The sequence below is a fragment of the Sphingobium boeckii genome, assembly GCF_014199215.1.
Lineage (GTDB): Bacteria > Pseudomonadota > Alphaproteobacteria > Sphingomonadales > Sphingomonadaceae > Sphingobium_A > Sphingobium_A boeckii.
Map to the genome: position 1 here is coordinate 357,713 of NZ_JACIJC010000002.1, position 22,727 is coordinate 380,439.

The following is a 22,727-nucleotide window of genomic DNA, read 5'->3' on the forward strand; positions in this document are numbered from 1 at the left end:
CGAGCACAGTCGAGACACGCATCGGATGTGTCCCCACGTCCCTCGACTGCGCTCGGGACAAACGGAGTTTTGAAAGTCCGTCTCACGCCGCCACCGCTCCCAGACCCGCCAGCGCTTCTGCTCGCCCGATCAGGATGCGGCCGCTGTCGATCTTCACCGGGATCACGGGAACACAGCCCTTGTCCTCGCCCAGTGCCTGCCCCGTCAAAAGCGAAATGCGCCAATTGTGCAACGGGCAGGTGACGCTGGTATCATGCACAATCCCCTGGCTGAGCGGCCCCTGCTTGTGCGGGCAGCTATTCACCAGCGCGTGCACCGATCCGTGCGCCGTGCGGAATATTGCGATCTCCGCGCCGCCGCGCACGGGGAGCGTGCGGGCACCCAGCGTCGGAAGCTGGGAAACGGGGCCGATATCGAGCCATTCGGGTTCCATCACGCGGTCTCCATCACGGCAAAGGGGCGAATTTCGGCAATATGCTGGTGCAATTCCTTCTCCGCGCCCGCCGCGCGCTCGGCCCAGGGATCGATTTGCGAGAAGCTCTGCGAAAAGAGGAAGCGCTGGCGCAGCGCCTCGCGGCCCGTGGCATCGTCCACGATCCGCGCCTTCACATAATCCAGCCCGACGCGCTCGATCCAGGGTGCCGTGCGATCGAGATAGCGCGCCTCTTCGCGATAAAGCTGGATGAAGGCCGCGCAATAATCGAGCGCCTCCTGCTCGGTCTCCACCTTGCAGAGCAGATCGGTGCCGCGCAGTTTAATCCCGCCATTGCCGCCAATGTGCAATTCATAGCCGCTGTCGACGCAGATCACGCCGAAATCCTTGATCGTCGCTTCGGCGCAATTGCGGGGGCAGCCGCTGACCGCGATCTTGAACTTGTGCGGCATCCAGCTTCCCCAGGTCATCCGCTCGGCCTGGATGCCAAGGCCCGTGGAATCCTGCGTGCCGAAGCGGCACCAATCAGACCCGACGCAGGTTTTCACGGTGCGTAAGGCCTTGCCATAGGCATGACCCGAGACCATCCCGGCGGCATTGAGATCGGCCCAGACCGCGGGCAGATCCTCCTTTTTGATGCCAAAGATATCGAGCCGCTGCCCGCCCGTGACCTTCACCAGCGGCGCTTCATATTTCTCCACCACATCGGCGATGGCGCGCAATTCACGCGGGTTGGTGACGCCGCCCCACATGCGCGGGACCACCGAATAGGTGCCGTCCTTCTGGATGTTGGCGTGCATCCGCTCATTGACGAAGCGGCTCTGCGGATCCTCCTCATGCTCTCCGGGCCAGGCGCAGAGCAGATAATAATTGAGCGCGGGGCGGCAGGAGGAGCAGCCATCGGGCGTCGTCCAGTGCAATTCCTGCATCACCTGGGGGATCGCCTTGAGCTGCTTTTCGAGGATCAATGCGCGCACATCTTCATGGCTGAAGCTGGTGCATTTGCACATTGTCTTCGTCTCGCGTTCGCCGGCATAATCATCACCCAGCGTGATCGCGAGCAAGGTCTCGACCAGACCGGTGCATGATCCGCACGAGGCCGATGCCTTGCAGGTGGCGCGGACCGCATCCAGCGTGCACGCACCGGCCTCGATCGTGGAAACCACCTTGCCCTTGGTCACGCCGTTGCAGCCGCAAATTTCGGCATCTGCCGATAAGGCTGCAACGGCGGAATTAGGGTCCAGAGCGCCCCCTCCCTGGGCGAAGGCTTGGCCGAATATCAGGGAGTCGCGCAGATCCGCGATATCCTCCTGCTTCTTGAGCAGGTCGAAATACCAATTGCCGTCCGCCGTATCGCCATAAAGCACCGCACCGACGATACGATCGTCCTTCACGATCACACGCTTGTATATCCCGCGCGACGCATCGCGGAGCACGATATCCTCGGCCCCCTCCCCACCCGAAAAATCGCCGGCGGAAAACACGTCGATGCCGGAAACCTTGAGCTTGGTGGAAGTCACCGATCCGGTATAGCCCGTATGCCGCTGGGTAAGCCCATCGGCGAGCGCGCGGCACATCTCCCACAAGGGGGCGACCAGACCGTAAACCTGGCCCTGATGCTCCACGCACTCGCCGACTGCGAGGATGTCGGGATCGGAGGTGACCATGTGATCGTCCACATGCAGCCCGCGTCCAGCAGCGAGTCCGGCCTCGCGGCCAAGCCCCGTGCTGGGGCGAATGCCCACCGCCATCACCACCAGGCTGGCCGGGATCTCCCGCCCGTCTTTCAGCCTGATTCCTTCGACCTTCCCCTCTCCAAAGATTTCGGCGGTATCAGCGCCGGTGAGTATGGTCTGCCCGCGCCCTTCCAGCGCCGATTTGAGCAGCCAGCCCGCGGCTTCATCCAATTGCCGCTCCATCAGCGTGGGCATCAGATGGATCACGGTGACCTTCATGCCGCGCAGTGACAGGCCGTGTGCCGCTTCAAGCCCGAGCAGACCGCCCCCGATCACCACGGCATCGCCGCCGCCGTCCGCCGCCTTCAGCATCGCATCCACATCGTCCATGTCGCGGAAGGTGACGACGCCGGGCAGATCCTTCCCCGGCACTGGAATGATGAAGGGATCGGAGCCAGTGGCGATCAGCAATTTATCATAGAGCGTCACCCGCCCCGAGCGCGCCGTGACCGTCTTGGCCGCGCGGTCGATCGACACAACGGCATCGCCCGCAACCAGATCGATCGCATTGTCGTCATACCAGGCCTGGTCGTTGATCACGATATCGTCGAAGCTCTTCTCGCCGGCGAGCAGGGGAGAAAGCATGATGCGATTGTAATTCACCCGCGGCTCCGCGCCGAAGATGGTGACCCGATATTGCGCGGGATCACGCGCCAGTATTTCCTCGACCGCACGGCACCCGGCCATGCCATTGCCGATCACGACGAGATGTTCACGCTGGATGGGATGGGTCATCGCGCTGTCCTTCACAGGATATAATCGAGCTGGAGCCAGAGCTTGCTGGTATCGGTGGCAAAGCTGCGGGCATTGTAATCGGCATATTTCAGCAGCAGGCTGGTGCGCTTCGAGGGCTTGAAGCCGATCTGCGCATCCCATTCGCTGCCATAGTCCACGCCCAGCCGATCGCTGTCGAACTGGTGATAGGCCACCAGCATAGAGACCGGCCCGATCGGTTTCACCGGCAGCGCATAGCCCGCGCTGGCATAGAGATCGCGGATGCCATTGGCGGGGGTGACGAGAAACTTGTCGGCCCAGCCCTGGAATTTGTGCAGCGTGGCAAGCGGGGTCTGAAAGCCTGCGCCCAGCACTTCATAGCCGCCGGTGAGCGTGAAGCCGTGCGCAGCGATCGCGGCCTCGCCCAGCCAGTAATCCGCGCGATAGGCGTTCGGATTGTCCTGCCAATCGGACTGGCGGGCATAGCTCGCAATCAGATTGAGTTTCGCGGCACTGCCCAGCTTGAAGCCTCCCACCGCGCGCAGGCCGTAGGTCTGACTGGAAAATTGCCTGCGGCCCGGTTCATCCTGATCAACCAGATAGGCGAAGCCCTTGAAGGTGACGGGGCCGATCATCTTGGCCACGCTGGCGAATACATTATCGCCGCCGATCGACTGAAACGGGCTGTCGATCCCGTAGATGGTACGATCCGACCACGCATAGGTGGCGTCGATCGCCAGGCCGCCGGGCACCATGGTCTCGACGCGCACGGCATCGAACGTCTGTTCATCCTGCCGCCAATTGACGCTGCCCACAAAGCGCTGATCGTCCAGATTGATCCGCTGGCGGCCGAGCGTCACGACCGTCTTGGGCAAGCCGCGATATTGCGCCTGAAGCCGGTTCAACCCGATCGTCTGGGGGTCCGCGACCACAGGAAAGCCGGTGGGGCCATTGACCGTGCTGTTGTAATGGTTCTCGATTGCCAGCAACGCTTCGGCTTCGGCGAGGAAAGCGAAATCGCCCTGCTTCAGCTCGAACCCCGCGCGCATTCGCGCCGTAACCGCATCAGCGTTGCGGGCGAAGCCGGCCTGATCCACCGTCTCATAACGCAGGCGGGCATCCATGATCGGCTTGAAATCAGGCCCGGTCTGGGCGGCGGCCGGGGCGGCGAAGCACCCGGCAGCCATGAAGAGCGCGAGGGGGCGGCTCATATCCGCACGCCCTGAAGCGCGGCACCCCAGGTGTTGCGCCAGCGGCCCTTGACCATCGTCAGCCCGCCGAGCGCCACGATGCAGAGCGCCGCAAAGATCAGGAAGCCGAGTTGCGGGCTGCCGGTCAATTGCTTGGCGAAGCCGAGCGACGAGGCCAGATAAAAGCCGCCCACGCCGCCGGCAAAGCCGACCAATCCAGTCATCACACCCATTTCCTCGCGGAAGCGCTGCGGCACGAGCTGGAACACTGCGCCATTGCCCGCGCCCAGCGCCAGCATGGCGATCACGAACAGACCGAGTGCCATCGCCACGGTGGCGGGGCCGGTGCTGATCGTGGCCAAGGTGACCGCCGCCAGGATATAGACAAGGCTCAAGGTCTTGATGCCACCGATCCGATCCGCCAGAGCGCCGCCCATCGGCCGCACCAGAGATCCGGCGAACACGCAGGCCGCGGTGCAATAGCCCGCCGCCACCGGGGTGAGGCTGAACTGATCGGTGAAATAGATGCTGAGTGACGCCGCCAGGCCGACGAAGCCGCCGAAGGTGACGCCATAGAACAGCATGAACCACCATGCGTCGGGGTTTTTCAGGGGTTCGAGATAGCTGGTGAAGGACTTGGCCGCAGGCGGATTGGGCGCATCCTTGGCTATCGCCATATAGATGACGAACACGATGACGAGCGGGATGACCGCCAGGCCAAGCACGGCGTTCCAGCCGAACAGCTTGGCAAGCCCCGGTGCAAATAGCGCGGCGAAGACGGTGCCCGAATTGCCCATGCCGGCAATGCCCAATGCTGTGCCTTGATGTTCAGCCGGATACCAGCGCGAGGCCAGTGGCAGGGCGACCGCAAAACTCGCGCCCGCAAACCCCAGGATGACGCCCACCGCGATGGTGCCGCCAAAACTGTGAACGCCCAGTCCCCAGGCGCTGAGCAACCCGAAGATCACGATAAGCTGGCCGATCGCGCCGGTCCGCTTGGGGCCGATCTTGTCAACCAGCACGCCGTTGACCAGGCGCAAGATAGCGCCCGCCAGCGTGGGAATGGCGACCATCAAACCCTTTTGCGCGGCGTTCAGGCCGAGATCGGCCGAGATGCTCGGCGCCAGCGGGCCGAGCAACACCCAGACCATGAAGGCGAGATCGAAATAGAGGAAGGCGGCGAATAGCGTCGGGCGATGGCCCGCGTCCCAGAAACCCTTGTTCATCGAATGCTCCCTTTCGCCCTCGACGCTGCCCGGATTTTCTGATGCGGGTCGGCGCTTCGGGCATGAAAAAAGCCGCCTCGAATCACGGCCGCTATCGGGTCCGGTTCGGGGCGGCATCGTTGCCTGATTGCGGGCTTCCGTCGTTGGAAGCTGTATGACAGCGCCTGCGCGCTATCTTAAATACTGTTCGGGCTTCATCGCCCGACAGTCATGAAGCTGTCATGGATTCGGGTGCAGCGCAAGATGATTTTTGCGCAGTGCACCATTTTCAATTTTCGCTGAGATAGGCGGCCGCGCGATCGGGATCGAACAGCCGGCCATCGAAGAAGCGGTCCGGCCCCATGATCAGCCGCCCGCTGACCGAACTCACGCCGATCGGCTGCGCGATGCCGCCTTCCACCTTGGCGCTGGCACCCGGCAGGATGGCCCCCGTGCTGGCCAGGGCGGCGCGATAGATATCGGGACGAAATACGCCGGCTGCCACTTCGAAACCATCCGGCGCGAGCGTGGCATGGCCCCAGCGCACCATCTGCGAATAGAGCCACATCGCCTGGCTGCGCCACGGGAAATTCGCGGTTTCGCGGTGGAGCACCAGGAAGTCGGGGATCGCGGTGGGCGATGCGCCCGCGGACAAGACCATGCGATTGCCCAATGCGCGCTCGATCAGCGCGGCGGGCTGATCGATATAGCCCGGTCGTGCCAGCATCGCCGCCACCGCGCCGCGCTGCGCCGGGTCTGCAGCGATGGTGCCGGCGGCGTGCAGCGCCCGGATCAAGGCGGCGACATCCTCGCTCCGTTCGGTCAGCGTTTCCTGGCGAAAGGCGAGCACCTTTTCGACGCCCCGGCTCCAGATCTGCGTAGTCGGCGCGATCATCACGCCAACGCCGCGCTCGACCGCAACGCTGTTCCATGGCTCGCCGACGCACGAGCCGTCAATCTCCCCGGATTCCAGCGCGTCCGCGATGAAGGGCGGCGGCACGACGACGATCTCCACATCGGCATCAGGATCGCATCCGCATCCCGCCAGCCAATAGCGCAACATGTAATTGTGGCTGGAATAACGATGCACCACCGCCAGCCGCAGCTTGCGGCCGGCCTGGGCCTCCGATTTCGCCAATGCGGCGAACGCGCGCCCCAGCAGCGTAATCTCCCGATGTTCAAGCTGCGCCGCAATCCGGGTGGAAAGCGTAACCGCATTGCCGTTCAGCCCCAGCATGAAGGGCGCGCCCAGCGGCACCGCAGGCCGATCGAGCCCCATGGAGGTGGCGATGGCGAGCGGGGCCAGCAGATGCGCCGCGTCGGTCTGGCGATAGATCAGCCGGTCGCGCACCGTCGCCCAGCTTGGATCGCGCACCATCTCGATGGCGACGCCCTCGGCTTTCGCGAGCCCGAATTCATGCGCGATAATCGGCAAGGCGGCGTCCACCAGCGGCAGAAAACCGATGCGGAACAGGCTCATAGATCGTCCCCCAGCAATGCGCTGGCCGTCACCAGGGCTTCCGCGACTTCGGCGATGCGCCGTCCGCTATCCATCGCCTGCTTGCGCAGCAGCGCATAAGCGGCGGGCTCGTCAATGTTCCGGCGTTTCATCAGCAGCGCCTTGGCGCGATCGACCGACTTGCGCTCCGCCAGCGCCGATTTCGCTTCGGCCAATTCGGTCTGCAGCCGCGAAAAGGCGTTGAACCGCTTTACCGCAAGCTCGAGGATCGGCTTGATCCGCTCCTTGCGCATCCCGTCCACGATATAGGCTGAAATGCCGGCATCCACGGCCTCGGCGATCGCCGCCTCATCGGATTGATCCACGAACATGGCGATCGGCCGCGCCAGCGCGCGCGAGATGGCAAAGCTTTCCTCCAGCACATCGCGCCCGGGATTTTCGAGATTGATGAGCACCACATCGGGTGCCAGCGCGGCAATGCGCGCCACGAGGCCCACCCGCCCGACCAGCGTCACCACGTCGGAAAAGCCGGTCTCCCGCAGTCCTTCCTCGATCACGGCAGCGCGCGCAGGGCTTTCGTCAATGATCGCGATGCGCAGCCCAACCTCCTTTTGCGATGCAGCATAACTAGAAGCGGCGCGGATCGAGTCAACAGTGGTGCCTCACGGCGGCCAGACCGGTCGCTTCAGCGCCGCCCCAATCGCTGCAACGCCCAGGCCGGCGATACCCGTCGATACTGCTCGGAGATCTTGCCCGATTCCAGCAGCGCATTGGCGCGCGTCTCGGCCGGTTCTCTCTCCGCCGACCCCACCTCATCCAGCCGCGCGCGCAACGCGGCGCGCCAGCGCATGTGATCTGCCAAGCGCGCAGGATCGGCCCGACGCGCCGGATCAACCGGCTCTTCCAGCATGTAACCGGGCCAGAGCGTATCGCGCAAATTCTCCAGAACTGCGGGATCGCTGCTGGACAAGACCACATCCGCACCCCGGACCGCGCCGGACGGATCATAAGCCAGGCAGAGCGCCAGCCGGTCCATGGCGGCTTCGGGCTCCTTGAAATCATGCGCAATATCGGTAGGTGCGCCATCGGGCACCAGCAGGTGCGTGATCCCGTGACTGTTCAGGCTGGCCAATGTGACGCAGGGATCATCTGGCAGGAAGATTTCCCGCCGCGCCGGCCAGAAATCGAACAGGCTGAAATCGCCCCAGCGTCCGCCGACATGAAACAGATAGATTTCGGCATAATGCGGATCGCGCATCCGCCGTGCCTCTTCGACCGCGCCGTAGCTTGCAATCGCAAGCTGGATCGCGAGCGATGCCCCAAGCGCGCCAAAGGGCTGAATCATCACCACGCCCAGCCGCGCATGGGCGGTCCATTGCAGCAAACTGTCCACGGGCGCAGCTTGCCCTTCCAGCTCAAGAGTGAACATCTCCGGCGCGAGCTGAAAGACGGTGTGAATGGTCGGCTCCCCAAAAACATTCATCCAGGAACAAGCAATATAGCGTGTGATTGTGCGCCAGCCTATCGGTGGCTCTTGTCCGTGCGCACGAATTTCATCGTCCCGCCCGCTCGCTCCAACTGAAGCGTGTCTCCATCCAGCCTGCCGATCGCGTTGCGAAAGTCTACGATGCCCAGATCATTCGGCGTGAGAATGAAACGGAACCGTTTGGCGTCATCAACAGGGAAGCGCGGAGAAGCCAGCCCGTGCATCGGTTCGGAAAGCTCGATCCAGCGGGGGTTTCGGGTCTCTTCGTCGGGCAGATTCCAGCCATAGCTTTGCGTATAAGCCTCGATCGGATCGCCGCTGTCGAAGCCGATGCGCAGATCGATCCCGGCAATCCCGCGCCCGTTGGGCCAGGTGACCAGGATGAAATAGGGGTCTTCGGCGTCGATCGCCGCGCCCTGCGCAAATGCGGGCGGCACCGGCGTCGGTACGGTGGTGAGCCGGATAATGCTCCCATCGCTCGTCCATTCTCCCTCGGCTTGCTCGTCAAGCGCGCCAGCGGCAAGAAAATAGCGAAAATGCCCGTCTGGCGTCAGGATCAGCTCGGACGCTACATCCGGCCCGTCAGACAGGCGATATCGCCCGGCGGGTTCGCTCTGGGCGATAACGGGCTGAATGCACGCCCAGGCGCAGAGGATGGCAAGCCATGTTTTGATCTTCATGCCGCGATCATGGCGCATTGCGGCCGCGCTTGCCAATGATCGCGATCACACCATAAATGCGGCGGTCCCCCGCGAAGGAATTCACCGATGTTGCGAACTTTATTGTGCACCGTGGCGCTTGCCGCGATCTCGCTTCCTTCAGCCGCTTTTGCGCAGGATGTCCGCCACATCGGATCGGCGACGCTTGAGAATGTGCCGCCCATCCCTGCTGAGGTTTCGATCGCGGTGCAGCGCTATCAAAACAGCCGCGCAGCAAGCTTCCAGGACTGGCTGCCGGATGGCAGCATGTTGATCGCCACCCGCTTTGGCGCGACCCAGCAATTGCATCATGTGAAAGCACCGGGCGCGGACCGCACGCAGATCACTTTCTATGCTGAGCCCGTGGCCGATGCGGCGACCATTCCGGGGACGGACCGCTTCCTGCTGACTCGCGACGCCGGGGGTGATGAATGGTTTCAGCTTTTCACCAAGGGGCTGACCGGCCCGGCAACGCAATTGACCCAGACCGGCACGCGCAACGGCTCCCCCGTCTTCAGCAAGGACGGCCGATTGCTGATCTGGTCCCAGGCAACCAAAGGATCGGCCAGCTACGCATTGCTGGCAACCGATCCTGCAGCCAATGCTGCACCGCGCACGGTCTTTCAGTCCGACGGCGCAATCTCGCCCGATGATATCTCCGACGAGAAGAAAGGCCTGCTCTTCACGCGCGGCATCTCCAATCGCGAGAGCCAGATGTTTAGGCTCGATCTCGCCTCCGGAGACGCGGTTCGCATTGCGCCCAAGGCCGCGATGGCGCGCTATGAAGCCGCGCGGTTCCTGCCCGGCGGCCAATCGATCATCGCCATTTCCGATCGCGACAGCGACACGCGGCGGCTGGTCGAAATCGATATCGCGACCGGCAAGGAGACCGTGCTCACCCCCGACCTGCAATGGGACGTGGAAAGCTATGATCTAAGCGCGGGTGGCCGCGTGCTTGCCTATGCCATCAATGAGGACGGCTTTTCGCGTGTTGTGGTGCAGGACCGGATCACCCGGCGTGCCCTGCCCCAGCCCACATTACCCAAGGGCGTGCTGACCGCGCTCAAATTCTCCCCCGATGGCAGCAAACTGGCGCTCGGCCTGACCAACGCGACCTCGGCGGGCGATGTATGGAGTTGGGATGTGAACGGCGGTGAACTCACGCGCTGGACGACATCGGAACTGGGCGATCTCGATCCTGCGGCGCTCGCCGAGCCTTCGCTGATCCGCTTCAAATCTTTTGACGGCCTGTCCGTCCCCGCCTTCGTCTATCGCCCGCGCAATGCAAAGCCGGGGCAGAAAACCCCAGTCATCATGGATATCCACGGTGGCCCCGAGGCGCAGACCCGGCCGATCTGGAACTATGGCGCGCAATATTTCGCCGATGTGCTGGGCGCGACCGTCATCCTGCCCAATGTCCGCGGCAGTGATGGCTATGGCAAAAAATATCTCAACCTCGACAATGCGGAAAAGCGCGAAGACAGCGTGAAGGACATTGGCGCGCTGCTGGACTGGATCTCCACCCAGCCCGATCTGGATGCGCAGCGTGTCGCGGTCTACGGCCAATCCTACGGCGGCTATATGGCGCTTGCGGTGATGACGCATTATTCGGGACGGCTGGTCGGCGGGGTGGAGCGCTACGGGATCAGCGATTTCGTATCCTTCCTGAACAACACCGAAGCCTATCGCCGCGACAATCGTCGCGCCGAATATGGCGACGAGCGCGATCCCGCGATGCTGAAAGCCTTTGCGCGCATATCGCCGCTCGGCAATGTGGCGAAGATCACCAAGCCGATATTGGTGATGCAGGGCACGAACGATCCGCGCGTGCCGAAATCCGAATCCGATCAGGTGGTGGCAAAGATCCGCGCAAATGGCGTAGAGGCCTGGTATGTGGTCTTCGCGGATGAAGGCCATGGCTTCCTGAAAAAGCCCAATAATGATCTGCGCCGCGAGGTGGAAACCGTTTTCCTCCAGCGCCTGTTCGAACCAAAGGCCGATTGATCTCGATGCGTAAGTCTCTGCTGCTTTTGTTCGTCGCGTCTCCCTTTTGCACCCCGGCCATCGCTCAGGATAGCGTCCCTGACGAGGGTCGCGCTATCGTCGTAACGGGTGGCGGCCTGCCTCTTCCGCCGGGTACGCCGGCTTATGGCTCCACCATGATAGATCGGGATCGGCTTCTGGGCAGCGCCTCGAACCGGATCGAGTCCGTGCTGGCCGATGTCGCAGGCTTTCAGCAATTCCGCCGTTCGGACAGCCGCTCGGCCAATCCGTCCGCGCAAGGGGCGACGCTGCGGGCGCTCGGCGGCAATGCCTCCAGCCGCGCCTTGGTGGTGCTGGACGGCGTGCCGATGGCGGATCCATTCTTCGGTTATATCCCGTTCAGCGCGCTCGTGCCCGAACGCCTGTCGCTGATCCGCGTGACCCGCGGTGGCGGATCGGGCGCATTCGGCGCGGGCGCGGTGGCTGGCACCATCGAACTGGCGAGCGCGCTGCGGGCCGATCTGCCCGGCGTTTCCGGCAGCGCATTCTATGGCAGCCGCGATTCCAGCGAGCTTTCCGCCAGCATCAATCCAGATGTGGGCAGCGGCTATGTCTCGCTCTCCGGCCGCTGGGACAGGGGCGACGGTTTTTATACCACACCCAAGGGGCAGCGGACGATCGCCGACGTACCCGCCGCATATGAGGGCTGGAACGTCGGCCTGCGTGCGGTGGCACCGCTTTCGGCGGATATGGAATTGCAGATGCGCGGCCTGATCTTTCAGGATGATCGTACTTTGCGCTTTGCGGGTGCCGACAGCATGAGCCAGGGGCAGGATGCGAGCATCCGCCTCATTGCGCGCGGCTTGTGGCAGGTCGACGCGCTGGCCTATATCCAGGCGCGCAATTTCAGCAATGTCGTCATCAGTTCGGCCACGTTCCGCAAATCACTCGACCAGCGCAACACGCCCTCCACCGGGATCGGCGGCAAGATCGAGGTCCGTCCGCCCATCGGCGCGGATCATATATTGCGGCTGGGCGTGGACAGTCGCCTCGCCACCGGCGACATGTTCGAGGATGCCTATAACGCCATGAGCGGCGCGGTCACCGCGCGGCGTCATGCAGGCGGGCAGCAGGTCACGACCGGATTTTTTGCCGAAGATGACTGGACGCTCGGATCTTTGGTGCTCACCGGCGGCATCCGCGCCGATCGCTGGACGATCACGGATGGCTTTTATCGATCCCAAAGTCCTGCGGGCGCGCTGACGCAGGATAGCCACTTCGCCGATCGCAGTGATTGGGAGGTGAATGGCCGTGCGGGTGCGCTGCTTCATATGAACAACACGATCGCCCTGCGCGCTGCGGCCTATACCGGCTTCCGTCTGCCGACGCTGAATGAACTTTACCGGCCCTTCGTGGTCTTTCCGATCACCACCCAGGCCAATGCCGCGCTGGCTCCGGAAAAGCTGAAAGGCATGGAAGCCGGTTTCGATCTGATGCCGCTGGACGGCGTAACGCTGGGCGCGACGATTTTTTATAACAAGCTCGACAATGCGATCGCCAATGTGACCATCGCCACCAATGTGCGGCAGCGACAAAATGTCAGCGCCATCGTCGCCAAGGGCGTGGAATTGACCGCCAGCGCGCGGGTTTCCGATGTCAGCGTCACGGCATCCTATGCTTATAGCCATAGCGCAGTCGATGCGCCCGGCGCGGCGTTCGACGGCTTCGTGCCCTCGCAAAGCCCGCGTCATGCCGCCAGCGTGACCGCCGCCTGGGCACCGCGCACCGGCCCGTCGCTCTCCACCACGTTGCGCTATGTCAGCAAGCAATATGAGGATGATCTGGAAAACGACGTGCTGCCCGATGCGCTGACGGTGGATGCGGTGGCCAACCTGCCGCTGGGCAAAGGCATGTCCGTGGTAGGGCGGGCTGAAAACCTGTTCGACAAGGCAGTGGTGACCCGCAACGCAGGCGGCTCGATCGACCTCGGCACGCCGCGCACATTGTGGATCGGAATCCGCTTCGGACAATAGCGTCTTTGCGCAGCGCAACTAATCCTGTGTTCTGATCGGCGGCCGCCCCGCCTATCGGGTGCGCATGACCGACCGATCAAAACACAATCTCACCCATCTTGAGCGCCTAGAGGCGGAGAGCATTCATATTTTGCGGGAGGTTGTGGCGGAGGCGGATCGGCCTGTGATGCTGTATTCTGTGGGCAAGGATTCGGCGGTGATGCTGCATCTGGCGCGCAAGGCCTTTTATCCCTCGCCGCCGCCCTTTCCCTTGCTGCATGTGGACACCACCTGGAAATTCCGCGCGATGTACGATCTGCGGGACCGGATGGCGCGCGAGAGCGGGATGGAGTTGCTGGTCTACAAGAATCCGGATGCCGAGGCGCGCGGGATCAATCCGTTCGATCATGGCGCGCTGCACACCGACATGTGGAAGACCGAGGGCCTGAAGCAGGCGCTGGATCTCTATGGCTTCGATGCGGCCTTTGGCGGCGCGCGGCGCGACGAGGAAAAGAGCCGCGCCAAGGAACGCATCTTCTCCTTCCGCACCGCGTCGCACGGCTGGGATCCCAAGAACCAGCGGCCCGAACTGTGGCATCTCTACAATGCCAAAAAGGCCAAAGGCGAAAGCATCCGCATCTTCCCGATCTCCAACTGGACCGAGCTCGATATCTGGCAATATATCCATCTGAACGACATTCCGATCGTCCCGCTCTATTTCAGCGCGCCGCGCCCCACGGTGGAGCGCGACGGGATGCTGCTGATGGTCGATGACGACCGCTTTCCGCTGGCCCCCGGCGAAGTGCCGGTGGAGCGCTCGATCCGCTTCCGCACGCTCGGCTGCTATCCGCTGACCGGCGCGGTGGAAAGCACCGCCGCCACCCTTCCGCAAGTGATCCAGGAGATGCTGCTCACCACCACGTCGGAACGCCAGGGCCGCGCGATCGACAAGGATGCGGGTGGCGCGGGCATGGAGAAGAAGAAACAGGAGGGGTATTTCTGATGGGTGTCCACCAATCATGCCCCCACTCCGTTTGTGTCGAGCGCAGTCGAGACACGCTTGTCGTTTCTCCAACGTCCCTCGACTTCGCTCGGGACAAACGGGGTTTGATATGACCGATCCGATTTACAAGACCGACGCCCTGATCGCCGAGGATATCGACGCCTATCTCATCCAGCATCAGCACAAGAGCCTGTTGCGCTTCATCACCTGCGGCTCGGTCGACGATGGCAAGTCCACGCTGATCGGGCGGCTGCTCTATGACAGCAAGATGATCTTCGAAGATCAGCTTGCCGCGCTCGAGGCGGACAGCAAGCGCGTCGGCACGCAGGGCGGCGAGATCGATTTCGCGCTGCTGGTCGATGGTCTCGCCGCAGAGCGCGAACAGGGCATCACGATCGACGTCGCCTACCGCTTTTTCTCGACCGAGAAGCGCAAGTTCATCGTCGCCGATACGCCGGGGCATGAGCAATATACCCGCAATATGGTGACGGGTGCCTCCACCGCCGATCTCGCGGTGATATTGATCGATGCGCGCAAGGGCATCCTCACCCAGACGCGGCGCCACTCCTATCTCGCGCACCTGATCGGCATCAGGAACATCGTGCTCGCGGTCAACAAGATGGATCTGGTGGATTACAGCCAGTCCGTGTTCGACCAGATCGTCGCCGATTATACCGCTTTCGCCGCCAGCATCGGGATCACCGCCTTCACGCCGCTGCCGATCTCGGGCTTCAAGGGCGACAATATCACCGCGCCCAGCGCCAACACGCCCTGGTATAGCGGCCCCACGCTGATGGCGCATCTCGAGACGGTCGAGGTGGATGTCACCGCCGATCAGGCCAAGCCCTTCCGGATGCCCGTCCAATGGGTCAACCGCCCCAATCTCGACTTCCGCGGCTTTTCCGGCCTGATTGCCAGCGGCACCATCAAGCCCGGCGACGCCGTGCGCGTGCTGCCCTCGGGCAAGACATCGACCGTCAGCAAGATCGTCACCATGGACGGCGAACTGGACGCAGCAATCGCCGGCCAGTCGGTCACCCTCTGCTTTGCCGACGAAGTGGATTGCTCGCGCGGCGATGTCATCGCGATTGCCGAAAACCCGCCGCAGGTGGCCGATCAGTTCGAAGCCACCATCGTCTGGATGGCCGAGGAAGACATGCTGGCCGGCCGCCCCTATTGGCTCAAACTCGGCACGCAGATGGTCTCGGCATCGGTCCAGGCACCCAAATATACCGTCAACGTCAATACGATGGAACATCTGGCCGCCAAGACGCTCGATCTGAACGCCATCGGTGTCGCCAATCTCTCCACCGACAAGCCCATCGTGTTCGAACCCTATGAGACCAGTCACGATCTCGGCGGGTTCATCCTGATCGACAAGATCACCAATACCACCGTGGCCGCAGGGATGCTCCATTTCTCGCTGCGTCGTGCGGACAATGTCCATTGGCAGGCCATCGACATCACCAAGGAGGCTCATGCCACGCAAAAGGGGCAGCAGCCCAAATTGCTGTGGTTCACCGGGCTTTCGGGTTCGGGCAAATCGACCATCGCCAACCTCGTCGAGAAAAAGCTGTTCGCATTGGGCAAGCACAGCTTCCTGCTGGACGGCGACAATGTCCGCCACGGGCTCAATCGGGATCTGGGCTTTACCGATGCAGACCGGGTGGAGAATATCCGCCGGGTGGGCGAGGTCGCCAAATTGATGACCGATGCCGGGCTGATCGTGCTCACCGCCTTCATCTCCCCCTTCCGGGCGGAGCGCGATCTGGTGCGGGCCATGTTGTCCGAAGGCGAATTCATCGAAATCCATGTCGATACCCCGCTGGCCGAAGCCGAAGCCCGCGATGTGAAGGGTCTTTATAAAAAGGCGCGCGCGGGCCAGCTCAAGAACTTCACCGGGATCGATTCGCCCTATGAAGCGCCTGACGTGCCCGAAATCCGGATCGATACGACCCGGACCACGCCCGAACAGGCTGCGGAGATCATCGTGGAGCGGATCATCGGCATCTGGAGCCCTGATCTGTGAACGATGCGGCGCTTGCCCACACGCTGGCCGAACAGGCTGGCCAATTGCTGCTCCGACTTCGCGCGCGGATGCCTGAGGCGGGCAAGGCGCTGGGGAATGAGGGCGATCGGCTGGCCAATGCTCTGATCCTTGATCGCTTGCGCGCCGAGCGGCCGGACGATGCGATCCTGTCCGAAGAGGAAAAGGACGATGCGTCGCGCTGCGCCTTTGCGCGCATCTGGGTGATCGATCCGCTTGATGGCACCCGCGAATATACCGAAGGGCGTGACGATTGGGCGGTGCATGTGGCGCTGGCGATCGATGGTGTACCCAGCGTTGGCGCTGTCGCCCTGCCCGCTCTGGGCCTGGTACTGTCCTCCGATGCCCCTCCGCCCCTGTCCTCCGAAGCCAATCCCCTGCGGATGCTCGTCAGCCGCACGCGGCCGGCAGCAGAGGCGCTTTCGGTGGCCGAGACACTGGGTGCCACGCTTTTGCCGATGGGTTCCGCCGGTGCCAAGGCGATGGCCGTGGTGCGCGGCGAGGCGGATATCTATCTCCATACCGGCGGCCAATATGAGTGGGACAATTGCGCACCCGCCGCCGTCGCCATCGCCGCCGGGCTTCATGTTTCGCGCGTGGATGGCAGTCCGCTCGTCTATAATTGCGCGAATCCCTGGCTTCCCGATCTGCTGATCTGTCACAAGGCACGCGCCCCCCAGGTGTTAGACCTCGTTCGCGCCTTGACCCCGGCGCAGAATCCCGGTTGAAGGGCCGCAATCGGGCCGAATCGCGTTGACAGAGCCGGATTGCGAAGTTAACAGCCCCACTTTCCCGCGCGGGGGTCTCGGCCGTAGTCGATGCCTTGTGCGCAGCTTTTGAGATGAAGAGACAAACCATGTTCGCTATCGTGCGCACTGGTGGCAAGCAGTATCGCGTTGCCGCTGGAGACAAAATCGCCGTCGAGAAAATTGCTGGCAATGCCGGTGACACCATATCGCTTGGCGATATCCTGCTGGCTGGCGAAGGCAGCGAACTGAAGGACACCGCCGGTCTGCTCGTCTCTGCCGAGATCATCGCGCAGGCCAAGGGCGAGAAGGTCATCGTCTTCAAAAAGCGTCGCCGTCACAATTATCGCCGCAAGAACGGCCATCGTCAGCAGCTCACGCTGTTGCGCATCATGGCCATCGGTTCGGAAAAGGCAAAGAAGGCCGCAGCCCCCAAGGCTGACGAGGCCGCCACCACCGACGAAGCCCCCGCAAAGGCAGCGCCCAAAAAGGCAGCCGCCGCGAAGACCGCAGAATAAGACGCCCGAGAGCGCCAAGGAGTTTTGAGAAATGGCACATAAGAAAGCAGGCGGTTCATCCCGCAACGGTCGCGACTCAGCCGGTCGCCGCCTCGGTGTTAAGAAGTTCGGTGGCCAGGAAGCGATTCCGGGCAACATTCTCGTGCGTCAGCGCGGCACCAAATTCTACCCTGGCCGCAATGTCGGCATGGGCAAGGATCACACGCTGTTCTCGCTGATCGAAGGCCGCGTGGTATTCCACGATGGCAAGCTCGGCCGCAAATTCTGCTCGGTCGACGCCGTGGCGCAAGCAGCCGAATAATCGGGCGAACCTGATATGGGCCGCCCTTCAAGGGTGGCCCTCATATCTGCTCCGGCAGATGAAGAGGGAGAGGGGCCACCCCCACTCCCTTTTTTATTGTCTCCCTCATTTATCCCCTGTCTCCATGCCGTCATCGAAATGCGGCATGGGCGGCGCATAAAATGGAGAGAGACCCATGTTCGCACGCACACCCCGGCTTTTGCTCCGGCCCGGCTGGCTCGAAGACGCCCCTGCCCTCGCTCATGCGATCGGCGACGAAGCGATCGTCCGCAATCTGGCAACCGTCCCCTGGCCCTATGATCTGACGCAGGCGCAGGCATTTCTCGCCAGGGCGCAGGACGATCACCTTCCCGCCTTGCTGGCCTTTGCACGCACCAACGGCCCGCCCCGCCTGATCGGCGGCTGCGGCCTCTCGCGCACGCCGGAGGGTGAGGTGGCGCTGGGCTATTGGATCAGCCGTCCGCATTGGGGGCTTGGCTATGCCACGGAGGCGGGCCGCGCGGTGCTGGAGATCGGCCACGCGCTCGGGCTGCGCCGGATCACTGCGAGTCATTTCACGGACAATCCGGCCTCGGGCCACGTTCTGCGCAAGCTGGGTTTCGGCCCGACGGGCAAGATCGTCAACCGCACCAGCCTTGGTCGCGGCGATGAGGCGGCCTGCGCGCTGTATGCGCTGGTCGATGAAGTCGCCATGGATGACGATATCGTCTCCATGGCGGCCTGATCACCGGAAACATTACGATACGATCAGGAAACTCGACCGAACGACAGACTGGCTAGGCAGACTGCAACCGGCAATTCGCCGGATGCAGGAGATACCGAATGACCTTTCTCGCGATGGCCCTGCTGGGTGCCAATCCGGTGCTGATCGCGCCGATGCCCTCTATCAACGCGGATCGCATCGCGACGCTGGATACCGCCGAGAGCGGCACGATCACCATCGCCATGCACCAGACGGGCTTTACCGCCCCCAATCGGGCCGATACCGCCCGCTGCACATGGTCGAGCGCGCTGCCCACGGGTGGGGCTGCGAACGGTTGGCGGGCCGGCGGTTGCGCGGAAATGACCAGCGCGATCAAGGCCGACGCGGCAAAACAGGTCCGGCTTGCGGCTTTGGCCAACGGCGCTTCACGCCCGATGAACTGAAAATGCTCTGGCCCCGGCGCGTTCGGGGCTAGGATGACCGAAGGCTGCGCTACGACGCGCAACGTGGACGCTTGAACACCTCGATCTGCGTCTCGCCATAATCGGCCAGCCCCGCGCTCGCGAAACCGTTCTTTTCGGCCACACGTTTCGATGCGCCATGACCGGGATCAATGATGCAGCAGGTTTCGGGTGCCTTGAGTCCCTCATCGGCCCAGCACAGGATAGCGGCAACCACCTCGCTCGCCAGACCACGGCCGTCCGCTTGTGGGGCCAGCACCCAACCCGCTTCGGGGATGCCCTTGATCGCCGCAATGCCGCGCTCGAAATCGGCCAGCCCGGCAAGGCCCAGATAAGCGCCCCCGGCCCGTTCCTCGATCGCCCAATAGCCATAACCCACAATCGACCATAATCCGGCATTGCGCAGGAAGCGGCTCCAGCTTTCCGCATAGGAAAACGGCGTGCCGCCGATGAAGCGCGTCACCCCCGGATCCGCCCAGATGTGCGCGAATGCCTCGAAATCGGCACGTATATGCGCGCGCAGGATTGCCCGTTCGGTATGGATGACGGGGATGATGGTCTGTGAAATGCTCATGACGCTACAAAACACACCCGCCCTGCCTGCGAAAGCCGGAATGACGGATATAGCGCTTTCTAGGCCATCGCCGCATGGGGCATCACGGCCGCCTGATATTCGCTTTCGGCCAAAGCGATCAGCGTGCGGTCATCATGATTCCAAGGGTGAAATCGCGGCAGGAAAAAGGCCGACCAGGCCGGAATGAGCTTGCGGATCACGCCGGGCTTGCCGAACCAAAACCACAGGATCCGCGCCCAGGCTTTCGGCCCCTCGATCCCATCCTGCCTGAGCAGATAGAGCATCCCCTGAAACCGCTTGCGCCAGAATTCGCGGGTGACGATCAGCATCATGATCGTCTTCACCTTCCAGCGCTTGAACCGGCTCCAGTCTTTGGTGGCATGGAGCCAGGTGTCATACGCGACGCCCTTATGCTCGATCTCCTCGATCGCGTGCCATTTCCACATATTGGCCAGTTCCGGCTCCGCGCCGGCAAAGGTGGACCGATCGGACAGCATCCGCTGTGCCATGATCGCCGTATAATGCTCCAGCGCCATCGTCACCGCCAGATTGAGAATCGCCGGGCGATCCTTGGTCAATTCTAGCGATTTGGTGACCACATCCTCAAGCGCCGCGATCTCATAGCCCGCATCGGAAACACGCCGGTTGAACGACACATGTTCGCGGCTGTGCATCACCTCCTGCTTGATGAAAGCGTTGATCTCCTGCTCCAGCTTGGGCGGCACGCCTTCGCGGAAAGACCGCACGCTATCGATGAAAAACGCCTCGCCCTTGGGAAAGGTGATCGAAAGCGCATTGTAGAAAGCCGTTGCAATCGGATCGCCGCCAAGCCACCACCGCTGCTGCGTGCTGCCCCTGCCAAAGCGGCGGTCGCGCGGGGTGATGGTCAAATCCTGAGGGGTCTTCTTGCGAGTCATGGCCAAAGCTCCTTGCCCTCTAACTGATCGTTACTGACACGCATGTCAATAGTGAAGAGACGTCTCAGCCCCGAACATAGTCGCGCCGCCGCGCTCGAGGCGGCGCGCGACCTCCTGATCGAGGCCGGGCCACAGGCTGTGACGCTCAAGGCCGTGGCCACGCGCATCGAGCGCACCCACGCCAATCTGCTCCACCATTTCGGCTCTGCGGCCGGGCTGCAGAAGGCGCTGATCGCATCCCTCGCTGAAAGCGTGACCGCCCGCATCGCCACCGCCGTGCTGAAGATCCGCGCTGAACAAGGCGATCCGCGCGAGGTGGTGGATCTCACCTTCGACGCATTTGACGAAGGCGGTGCGGGCGCGATGGCGAGTTGGATGATTCTCACGGGCAATGAGGATGCGCTGGATCCGATCCTGGAGGCGATCCACAATCTGGTCGACGAACTGGGCGAGGATCATCACGATGATGTGCCGTTGCAGGAACAGACGCTGTCATTGGTGCTGACTGCGCTGGGCGACGCGCTGCTCGGCGGCCCGATGGCAAATGCCCTCGGCCTGCCCCGCGAAAAAGCGCGGGAAATCGCGGCGGCGCAATTGCGCCAGTCAATGGCAGCGCATGGCCAGACGGGTTCGGGGCAAGCCGCGCCCGCGTCTTAACGGGCGGGCACCGGTGTGTGTCAGCATGATACGAATTGCAAAATCGCTGTGTTTACTGGCTTTGGGTCTCACGACCCCCACCAAAATATGGTATCGAAATCCTTAATAATAAAATGATCGAGTCGCATAAACGATAACTCGGGAGAGGATTCGAGATGAAAACCCTTATAAAGGGCGCGCTTGTCGGCGCCTGCGCATTTATGGCATTTGCATCATCATCCGCCATCGCCGCAAATCTGCTGTCAAACGGCAGTTTTGAGGATGGAGCGGATGGATTTGACGATTGGACTCTTGGTGGATCATCGCTTGATGGCTTTCCACCCGTTGTCATCGGTTACAACAACACGAATAGCTATCCGACGGGCGCTTTTGGCGAGTCGATCCCGACGGATAATGCCGTCGGGAATCCGGCCTTCGATGCGGTCGGCAGGCAAGCTGTTTATTTCGTGGCTGACCGGGCCGGACCGCAGACATTGAGCCAGGCCGTGGCTGGACTGGTCCTTGGACAGACCTATCAATTCGGTTTTGACGTCTATATTCCGCAAAATGGACAGAACAACGCCAATCCGGCGGATCTGAGCGCCAGCGTAGGCGGCATCAACTTCGGCCCGTTCAACGCGGGCGCGCTGGCCGCGCAAAACTGGTTCCATTATTCGACCACCGGCGTCAGCACGGTGAATGGCGCTGGCAATTTCCAATTCACTTTCAACAGCGGCGGCATTCCTGCCAAGGATTTCGTGGTCGATCGCGTATATCTGACGGCCGCGATTCCTGAGCCCACGACCTGGGCGATGATGCTCGTTGGCTTTGGGGCCGTGGGCGGTGCCATGCGTTCGCGCAGCCGGCGGAGAATCGCCTCTTTCGTCTGACGCTCCCACCGCGTCACGATCAAAAACGCCGCCGATCGCGAGGCCGGCGGCGTTTTTTTATGGGTCGTCCGCCGCAGGGTGCCGCCCTTATGCTCTCCTGTTACATTTTCCGACAATTCAGGCACCAGACGGCACATTTGAGTGACATCTTGTCCCTATTGCTCGTGCATAGACGATGCCGGGACGGACCAGGACATGACACGCATTCTCATCGCATTGGCCGCGATCGCCACGACGACAGTACCGTTGCTGGCGTTGAACGACACGATGCCAGCCAGCGCCGCGCGAACGCCGATAATCATCGGATCGGATCAGCCAATCCTGCTCAAGCGCATGGTTGTGAAGGCAACGTATCTTCCAGAAGATTAAACCGATTTTCGGCTTCGAAACTGAGCGTGAAAGGCCTAACCTCCGATCGTCAACACGAGTCGGATGACGCCTGTCATCGGGAGGTTTCCATGACTGCGGCGAAATTTGTCTTGATACTGGCCTTGATCCCCACGGCTGGCGGATCGGCCCATGCGCAATCCAGCGATGGCCTCAATCTCGTCTGTTTCGGCGTCGGCGAGAAAATGACGAGCGAATATAAGACCGATCTCGTCTGGGATAAATATGATCACAAATATCGGTCCCGCGACGGCATAACGACCGGCATGAAGCAGATGGATACTGCGGTCACCGTCCAGATCGACAAAGGCGATGGCAGGATCCGCCTGCCCAAGGCTTTGGTACCGCCGATCGCCTCGGGGGGCGATGATCAGCATTGGTGGCAGCTCAACAATATCCAGATGTCGGCGAACCAGATTAGCGCCAGCTACAAGCTGAACGGCCTCAATCATCCCAAGCTCAAGATCGACAGGACGACAGGCGAGATCACGATCAAGGGCTTCGGGCAGGATTTTCACGGTCGCTGCGACAGGCTGGACCCCGGTCAGCGGCGGTTTTGAGCGTATTCCCACGCTATCCACGCCCGATGAAACAAAAGCGTCGCTAACGAGTCCCCTTTTGCGCGCGT

At 62.3% G+C, this 22,727-nt stretch carries 23 protein-coding genes; 13 read left to right on the plus strand and 10 right to left on the minus strand.

Annotated elements, in window-relative coordinates; genetic code table 11:
* Positions 1-82: 82 nt before the first annotated feature.
* The 8 genes from nirD to FHS49_RS06880 form a co-directional block, all read right to left on the minus strand.
* On the minus strand, positions 83-433 hold the full coding sequence (gene nirD / locus FHS49_RS06845; RefSeq protein WP_184017384.1) for a nitrite reductase small subunit NirD: 351 nt from the start codon (positions 431-433) through the stop codon (positions 83-85).
* Positions 433-2,904, minus strand: coding sequence for a nitrite reductase large subunit NirB (gene nirB / locus FHS49_RS06850; RefSeq protein WP_184016670.1), 2,472 nt, complete (start codon positions 2,902-2,904; stop codon positions 433-435). Before nirB ends, nirD begins: the two co-directional genes overlap by 1 nt.
* 11 nt (positions 2,905-2,915) lie before the next feature.
* Entirely contained in the window at positions 2,916-4,094 is a 1,179-nt protein-coding gene (locus FHS49_RS06855) for a porin (protein ID WP_184016672.1), read from the minus strand.
* Complete coding sequence (locus FHS49_RS06860; RefSeq protein ID WP_184016674.1) at positions 4,091-5,299, minus strand: nitrate/nitrite transporter; 1,209 nt, start codon at positions 5,297-5,299, stop codon at positions 4,091-4,093. Before FHS49_RS06860 ends, FHS49_RS06855 begins: the two co-directional genes overlap by 4 nt.
* Positions 5,300-5,567: 268 nt before the next feature.
* On the minus strand, positions 5,568-6,758 hold the full coding sequence (locus FHS49_RS06865; protein WP_184016676.1) for an ABC transporter substrate-binding protein: 1,191 nt from the start codon (positions 6,756-6,758) through the stop codon (positions 5,568-5,570).
* Entirely contained in the window at positions 6,755-7,336 is a 582-nt protein-coding gene (locus FHS49_RS06870; protein ID WP_184017386.1) for an ANTAR domain-containing response regulator, read from the minus strand. The genes FHS49_RS06865 and FHS49_RS06870 overlap by 4 nt, the downstream gene beginning before the upstream one ends.
* Positions 7,337-7,422: 86 nt before the next feature.
* Complete coding sequence (locus tag FHS49_RS06875) at positions 7,423-8,220, minus strand: hypothetical protein (protein WP_184016678.1); 798 nt, start codon at positions 8,218-8,220, stop codon at positions 7,423-7,425.
* Between the two features lie 38 nt (positions 8,221-8,258).
* Complete coding sequence (locus FHS49_RS06880) at positions 8,259-8,903, minus strand: hypothetical protein (protein WP_184016680.1); 645 nt, start codon at positions 8,901-8,903, stop codon at positions 8,259-8,261.
* Between the two features lie 87 nt (positions 8,904-8,990).
* On the opposite strand from FHS49_RS06880, the gene FHS49_RS06885 reads away from it, so the two are divergent.
* The 9 genes from FHS49_RS06885 (at position 8,991) to FHS49_RS06925 (ending at position 18,677) form a co-directional block, all read left to right on the plus strand.
* Positions 8,991-10,925, plus strand: a complete 1,935-nt coding sequence (locus FHS49_RS06885; protein WP_184016682.1) for a S9 family peptidase — start codon at positions 8,991-8,993, stop codon at positions 10,923-10,925.
* A gap of 5 nt (positions 10,926-10,930) precedes the next feature.
* Entirely contained in the window at positions 10,931-12,937 is a 2,007-nt protein-coding gene (locus FHS49_RS06890; RefSeq protein WP_184016684.1) for a TonB-dependent receptor, read from the plus strand.
* Positions 12,938-13,001: 64 nt separating this feature from the next.
* Entirely contained in the window at positions 13,002-13,919 is a 918-nt protein-coding gene (gene cysD, locus FHS49_RS06895; protein WP_184016686.1) for a sulfate adenylyltransferase subunit CysD, read from the plus strand.
* A gap of 109 nt (positions 13,920-14,028) precedes the next feature.
* Complete coding sequence (cysN, locus tag FHS49_RS06900; RefSeq protein WP_184016688.1) at positions 14,029-15,948, plus strand: sulfate adenylyltransferase subunit CysN; 1,920 nt, start codon at positions 14,029-14,031, stop codon at positions 15,946-15,948.
* Positions 15,945-16,694, plus strand: coding sequence for a 3'(2'),5'-bisphosphate nucleotidase CysQ (locus FHS49_RS06905; RefSeq protein WP_343052916.1), 750 nt, complete (start codon positions 15,945-15,947; stop codon positions 16,692-16,694). Before cysN ends, FHS49_RS06905 begins: the two co-directional genes overlap by 4 nt.
* Positions 16,695-16,822: 128 nt before the next feature.
* Entirely contained in the window at positions 16,823-17,230 is a 408-nt protein-coding gene (gene rplU, locus FHS49_RS06910) for a 50S ribosomal protein L21 (protein ID WP_184016689.1), read from the plus strand.
* A 31-nt stretch (positions 17,231-17,261) separates the two neighbouring features.
* Positions 17,262-17,531 (plus strand): 50S ribosomal protein L27, encoded by a 270-nt coding sequence (gene rpmA / locus FHS49_RS06915; RefSeq protein ID WP_184016692.1) that lies wholly within the window; start codon positions 17,262-17,264, stop codon positions 17,529-17,531.
* 175 nt (positions 17,532-17,706) lie between these two features.
* On the plus strand, positions 17,707-18,255 hold the full coding sequence (locus FHS49_RS06920) for a GNAT family N-acetyltransferase (protein ID WP_184016694.1): 549 nt from the start codon (positions 17,707-17,709) through the stop codon (positions 18,253-18,255).
* Between the two features lie 98 nt (positions 18,256-18,353).
* Positions 18,354-18,677 carry a hypothetical protein gene (locus FHS49_RS06925; RefSeq protein WP_184016695.1) on the plus strand — a complete coding sequence of 108 codons (324 nt, stop codon included), beginning with the start codon at positions 18,354-18,356 and terminating at the stop codon, positions 18,675-18,677.
* Between the two features lie 49 nt (positions 18,678-18,726).
* On the opposite strand, the gene FHS49_RS06930 is transcribed toward FHS49_RS06925, so the two are convergent.
* Both FHS49_RS06930 and FHS49_RS06935 read right to left on the minus strand, forming a co-directional pair.
* Positions 18,727-19,269: a GNAT family N-acetyltransferase gene (locus FHS49_RS06930; protein WP_184016697.1), complete on the minus strand. Its 543-nt coding sequence runs from the start codon at positions 19,267-19,269 to the stop codon at positions 18,727-18,729.
* Between the two features lie 59 nt (positions 19,270-19,328).
* Entirely contained in the window at positions 19,329-20,186 is an 858-nt protein-coding gene (locus FHS49_RS06935; protein WP_184016699.1) for a metal-dependent hydrolase, read from the minus strand.
* A gap of 42 nt (positions 20,187-20,228) precedes the next feature.
* Between FHS49_RS06935 and FHS49_RS06940 the strand changes: the two genes are divergently transcribed.
* From FHS49_RS06940 to FHS49_RS06955, 4 genes are all read left to right on the plus strand, one after another.
* Complete coding sequence (locus tag FHS49_RS06940; protein ID WP_184016701.1) at positions 20,229-20,843, plus strand: TetR/AcrR family transcriptional regulator; 615 nt, start codon at positions 20,229-20,231, stop codon at positions 20,841-20,843.
* A gap of 155 nt (positions 20,844-20,998) precedes the next feature.
* Complete coding sequence (locus FHS49_RS06945; protein ID WP_184016703.1) at positions 20,999-21,712, plus strand: PEPxxWA-CTERM sorting domain-containing protein; 714 nt, start codon at positions 20,999-21,001, stop codon at positions 21,710-21,712.
* A 195-nt stretch (positions 21,713-21,907) separates the two neighbouring features.
* Positions 21,908-22,081, plus strand: coding sequence for a hypothetical protein (locus FHS49_RS06950; protein ID WP_184016705.1), 174 nt, complete (start codon positions 21,908-21,910; stop codon positions 22,079-22,081).
* An 89-nt stretch (positions 22,082-22,170) separates the two neighbouring features.
* Complete coding sequence (locus tag FHS49_RS06955; protein ID WP_184016707.1) at positions 22,171-22,659, plus strand: hypothetical protein; 489 nt, start codon at positions 22,171-22,173, stop codon at positions 22,657-22,659.
* The last annotated feature ends 68 nt before the right edge of the window (positions 22,660-22,727 follow it).

Bases quoted from the DNA above. Each gene is read 5' to 3' on its own strand.
- nirD (WP_184017384.1), bottom strand. From the start codon at position 433: ATGGAACCCGAATGGCTCGATATCGGCCCCGTTTCCCAGCTTCCGACG.
- nirB (WP_184016670.1), bottom strand. From the start codon at position 2,904: ATGACCCATCCCATCCAGCGTGAACATCTCGTCGTGATCGGCAATGGC.
- FHS49_RS06855 (WP_184016672.1), bottom strand. From the start codon at position 4,094: ATGAGCCGCCCCCTCGCGCTCTTCATGGCTGCCGGGTGCTTCGCCGCC.
- FHS49_RS06860 (WP_184016674.1), bottom strand. From the start codon at position 5,299: ATGAACAAGGGTTTCTGGGACGCGGGCCATCGCCCGACGCTATTCGCC.
- FHS49_RS06865 (WP_184016676.1), bottom strand. From the start codon at position 6,758: ATGAGCCTGTTCCGCATCGGTTTTCTGCCGCTGGTGGACGCCGCCTTG.
- FHS49_RS06875 (WP_184016678.1), bottom strand. From the start codon at position 8,220: ATGAATGTTTTTGGGGAGCCGACCATTCACACCGTCTTTCAGCTCGCG.
- FHS49_RS06880 (WP_184016680.1), bottom strand. From the start codon at position 8,903: ATGAAGATCAAAACATGGCTTGCCATCCTCTGCGCCTGGGCGTGCATT.
- FHS49_RS06885 (WP_184016682.1), top strand. From the start codon at position 8,991: ATGTTGCGAACTTTATTGTGCACCGTGGCGCTTGCCGCGATCTCGCTT.
- FHS49_RS06890 (WP_184016684.1), top strand. From the start codon at position 10,931: ATGCGTAAGTCTCTGCTGCTTTTGTTCGTCGCGTCTCCCTTTTGCACC.
- cysD (WP_184016686.1), top strand. From the start codon at position 13,002: ATGACCGACCGATCAAAACACAATCTCACCCATCTTGAGCGCCTAGAG.
- cysN (WP_184016688.1), top strand. From the start codon at position 14,029: ATGACCGATCCGATTTACAAGACCGACGCCCTGATCGCCGAGGATATC.
- rplU (WP_184016689.1), top strand. From the start codon at position 16,823: ATGTTCGCTATCGTGCGCACTGGTGGCAAGCAGTATCGCGTTGCCGCT.
- rpmA (WP_184016692.1), top strand. From the start codon at position 17,262: ATGGCACATAAGAAAGCAGGCGGTTCATCCCGCAACGGTCGCGACTCA.
- FHS49_RS06920 (WP_184016694.1), top strand. From the start codon at position 17,707: ATGTTCGCACGCACACCCCGGCTTTTGCTCCGGCCCGGCTGGCTCGAA.
- FHS49_RS06925 (WP_184016695.1), top strand. From the start codon at position 18,354: ATGACCTTTCTCGCGATGGCCCTGCTGGGTGCCAATCCGGTGCTGATC.
- FHS49_RS06930 (WP_184016697.1), bottom strand. From the start codon at position 19,269: ATGAGCATTTCACAGACCATCATCCCCGTCATCCATACCGAACGGGCA.
- FHS49_RS06935 (WP_184016699.1), bottom strand. From the start codon at position 20,186: ATGACTCGCAAGAAGACCCCTCAGGATTTGACCATCACCCCGCGCGAC.
- FHS49_RS06940 (WP_184016701.1), top strand. From the start codon at position 20,229: ATGTCAATAGTGAAGAGACGTCTCAGCCCCGAACATAGTCGCGCCGCC.
- FHS49_RS06945 (WP_184016703.1), top strand. From the start codon at position 20,999: ATGAAAACCCTTATAAAGGGCGCGCTTGTCGGCGCCTGCGCATTTATG.
- FHS49_RS06950 (WP_184016705.1), top strand. From the start codon at position 21,908: ATGACACGCATTCTCATCGCATTGGCCGCGATCGCCACGACGACAGTA.
- FHS49_RS06955 (WP_184016707.1), top strand. From the start codon at position 22,171: ATGACTGCGGCGAAATTTGTCTTGATACTGGCCTTGATCCCCACGGCT.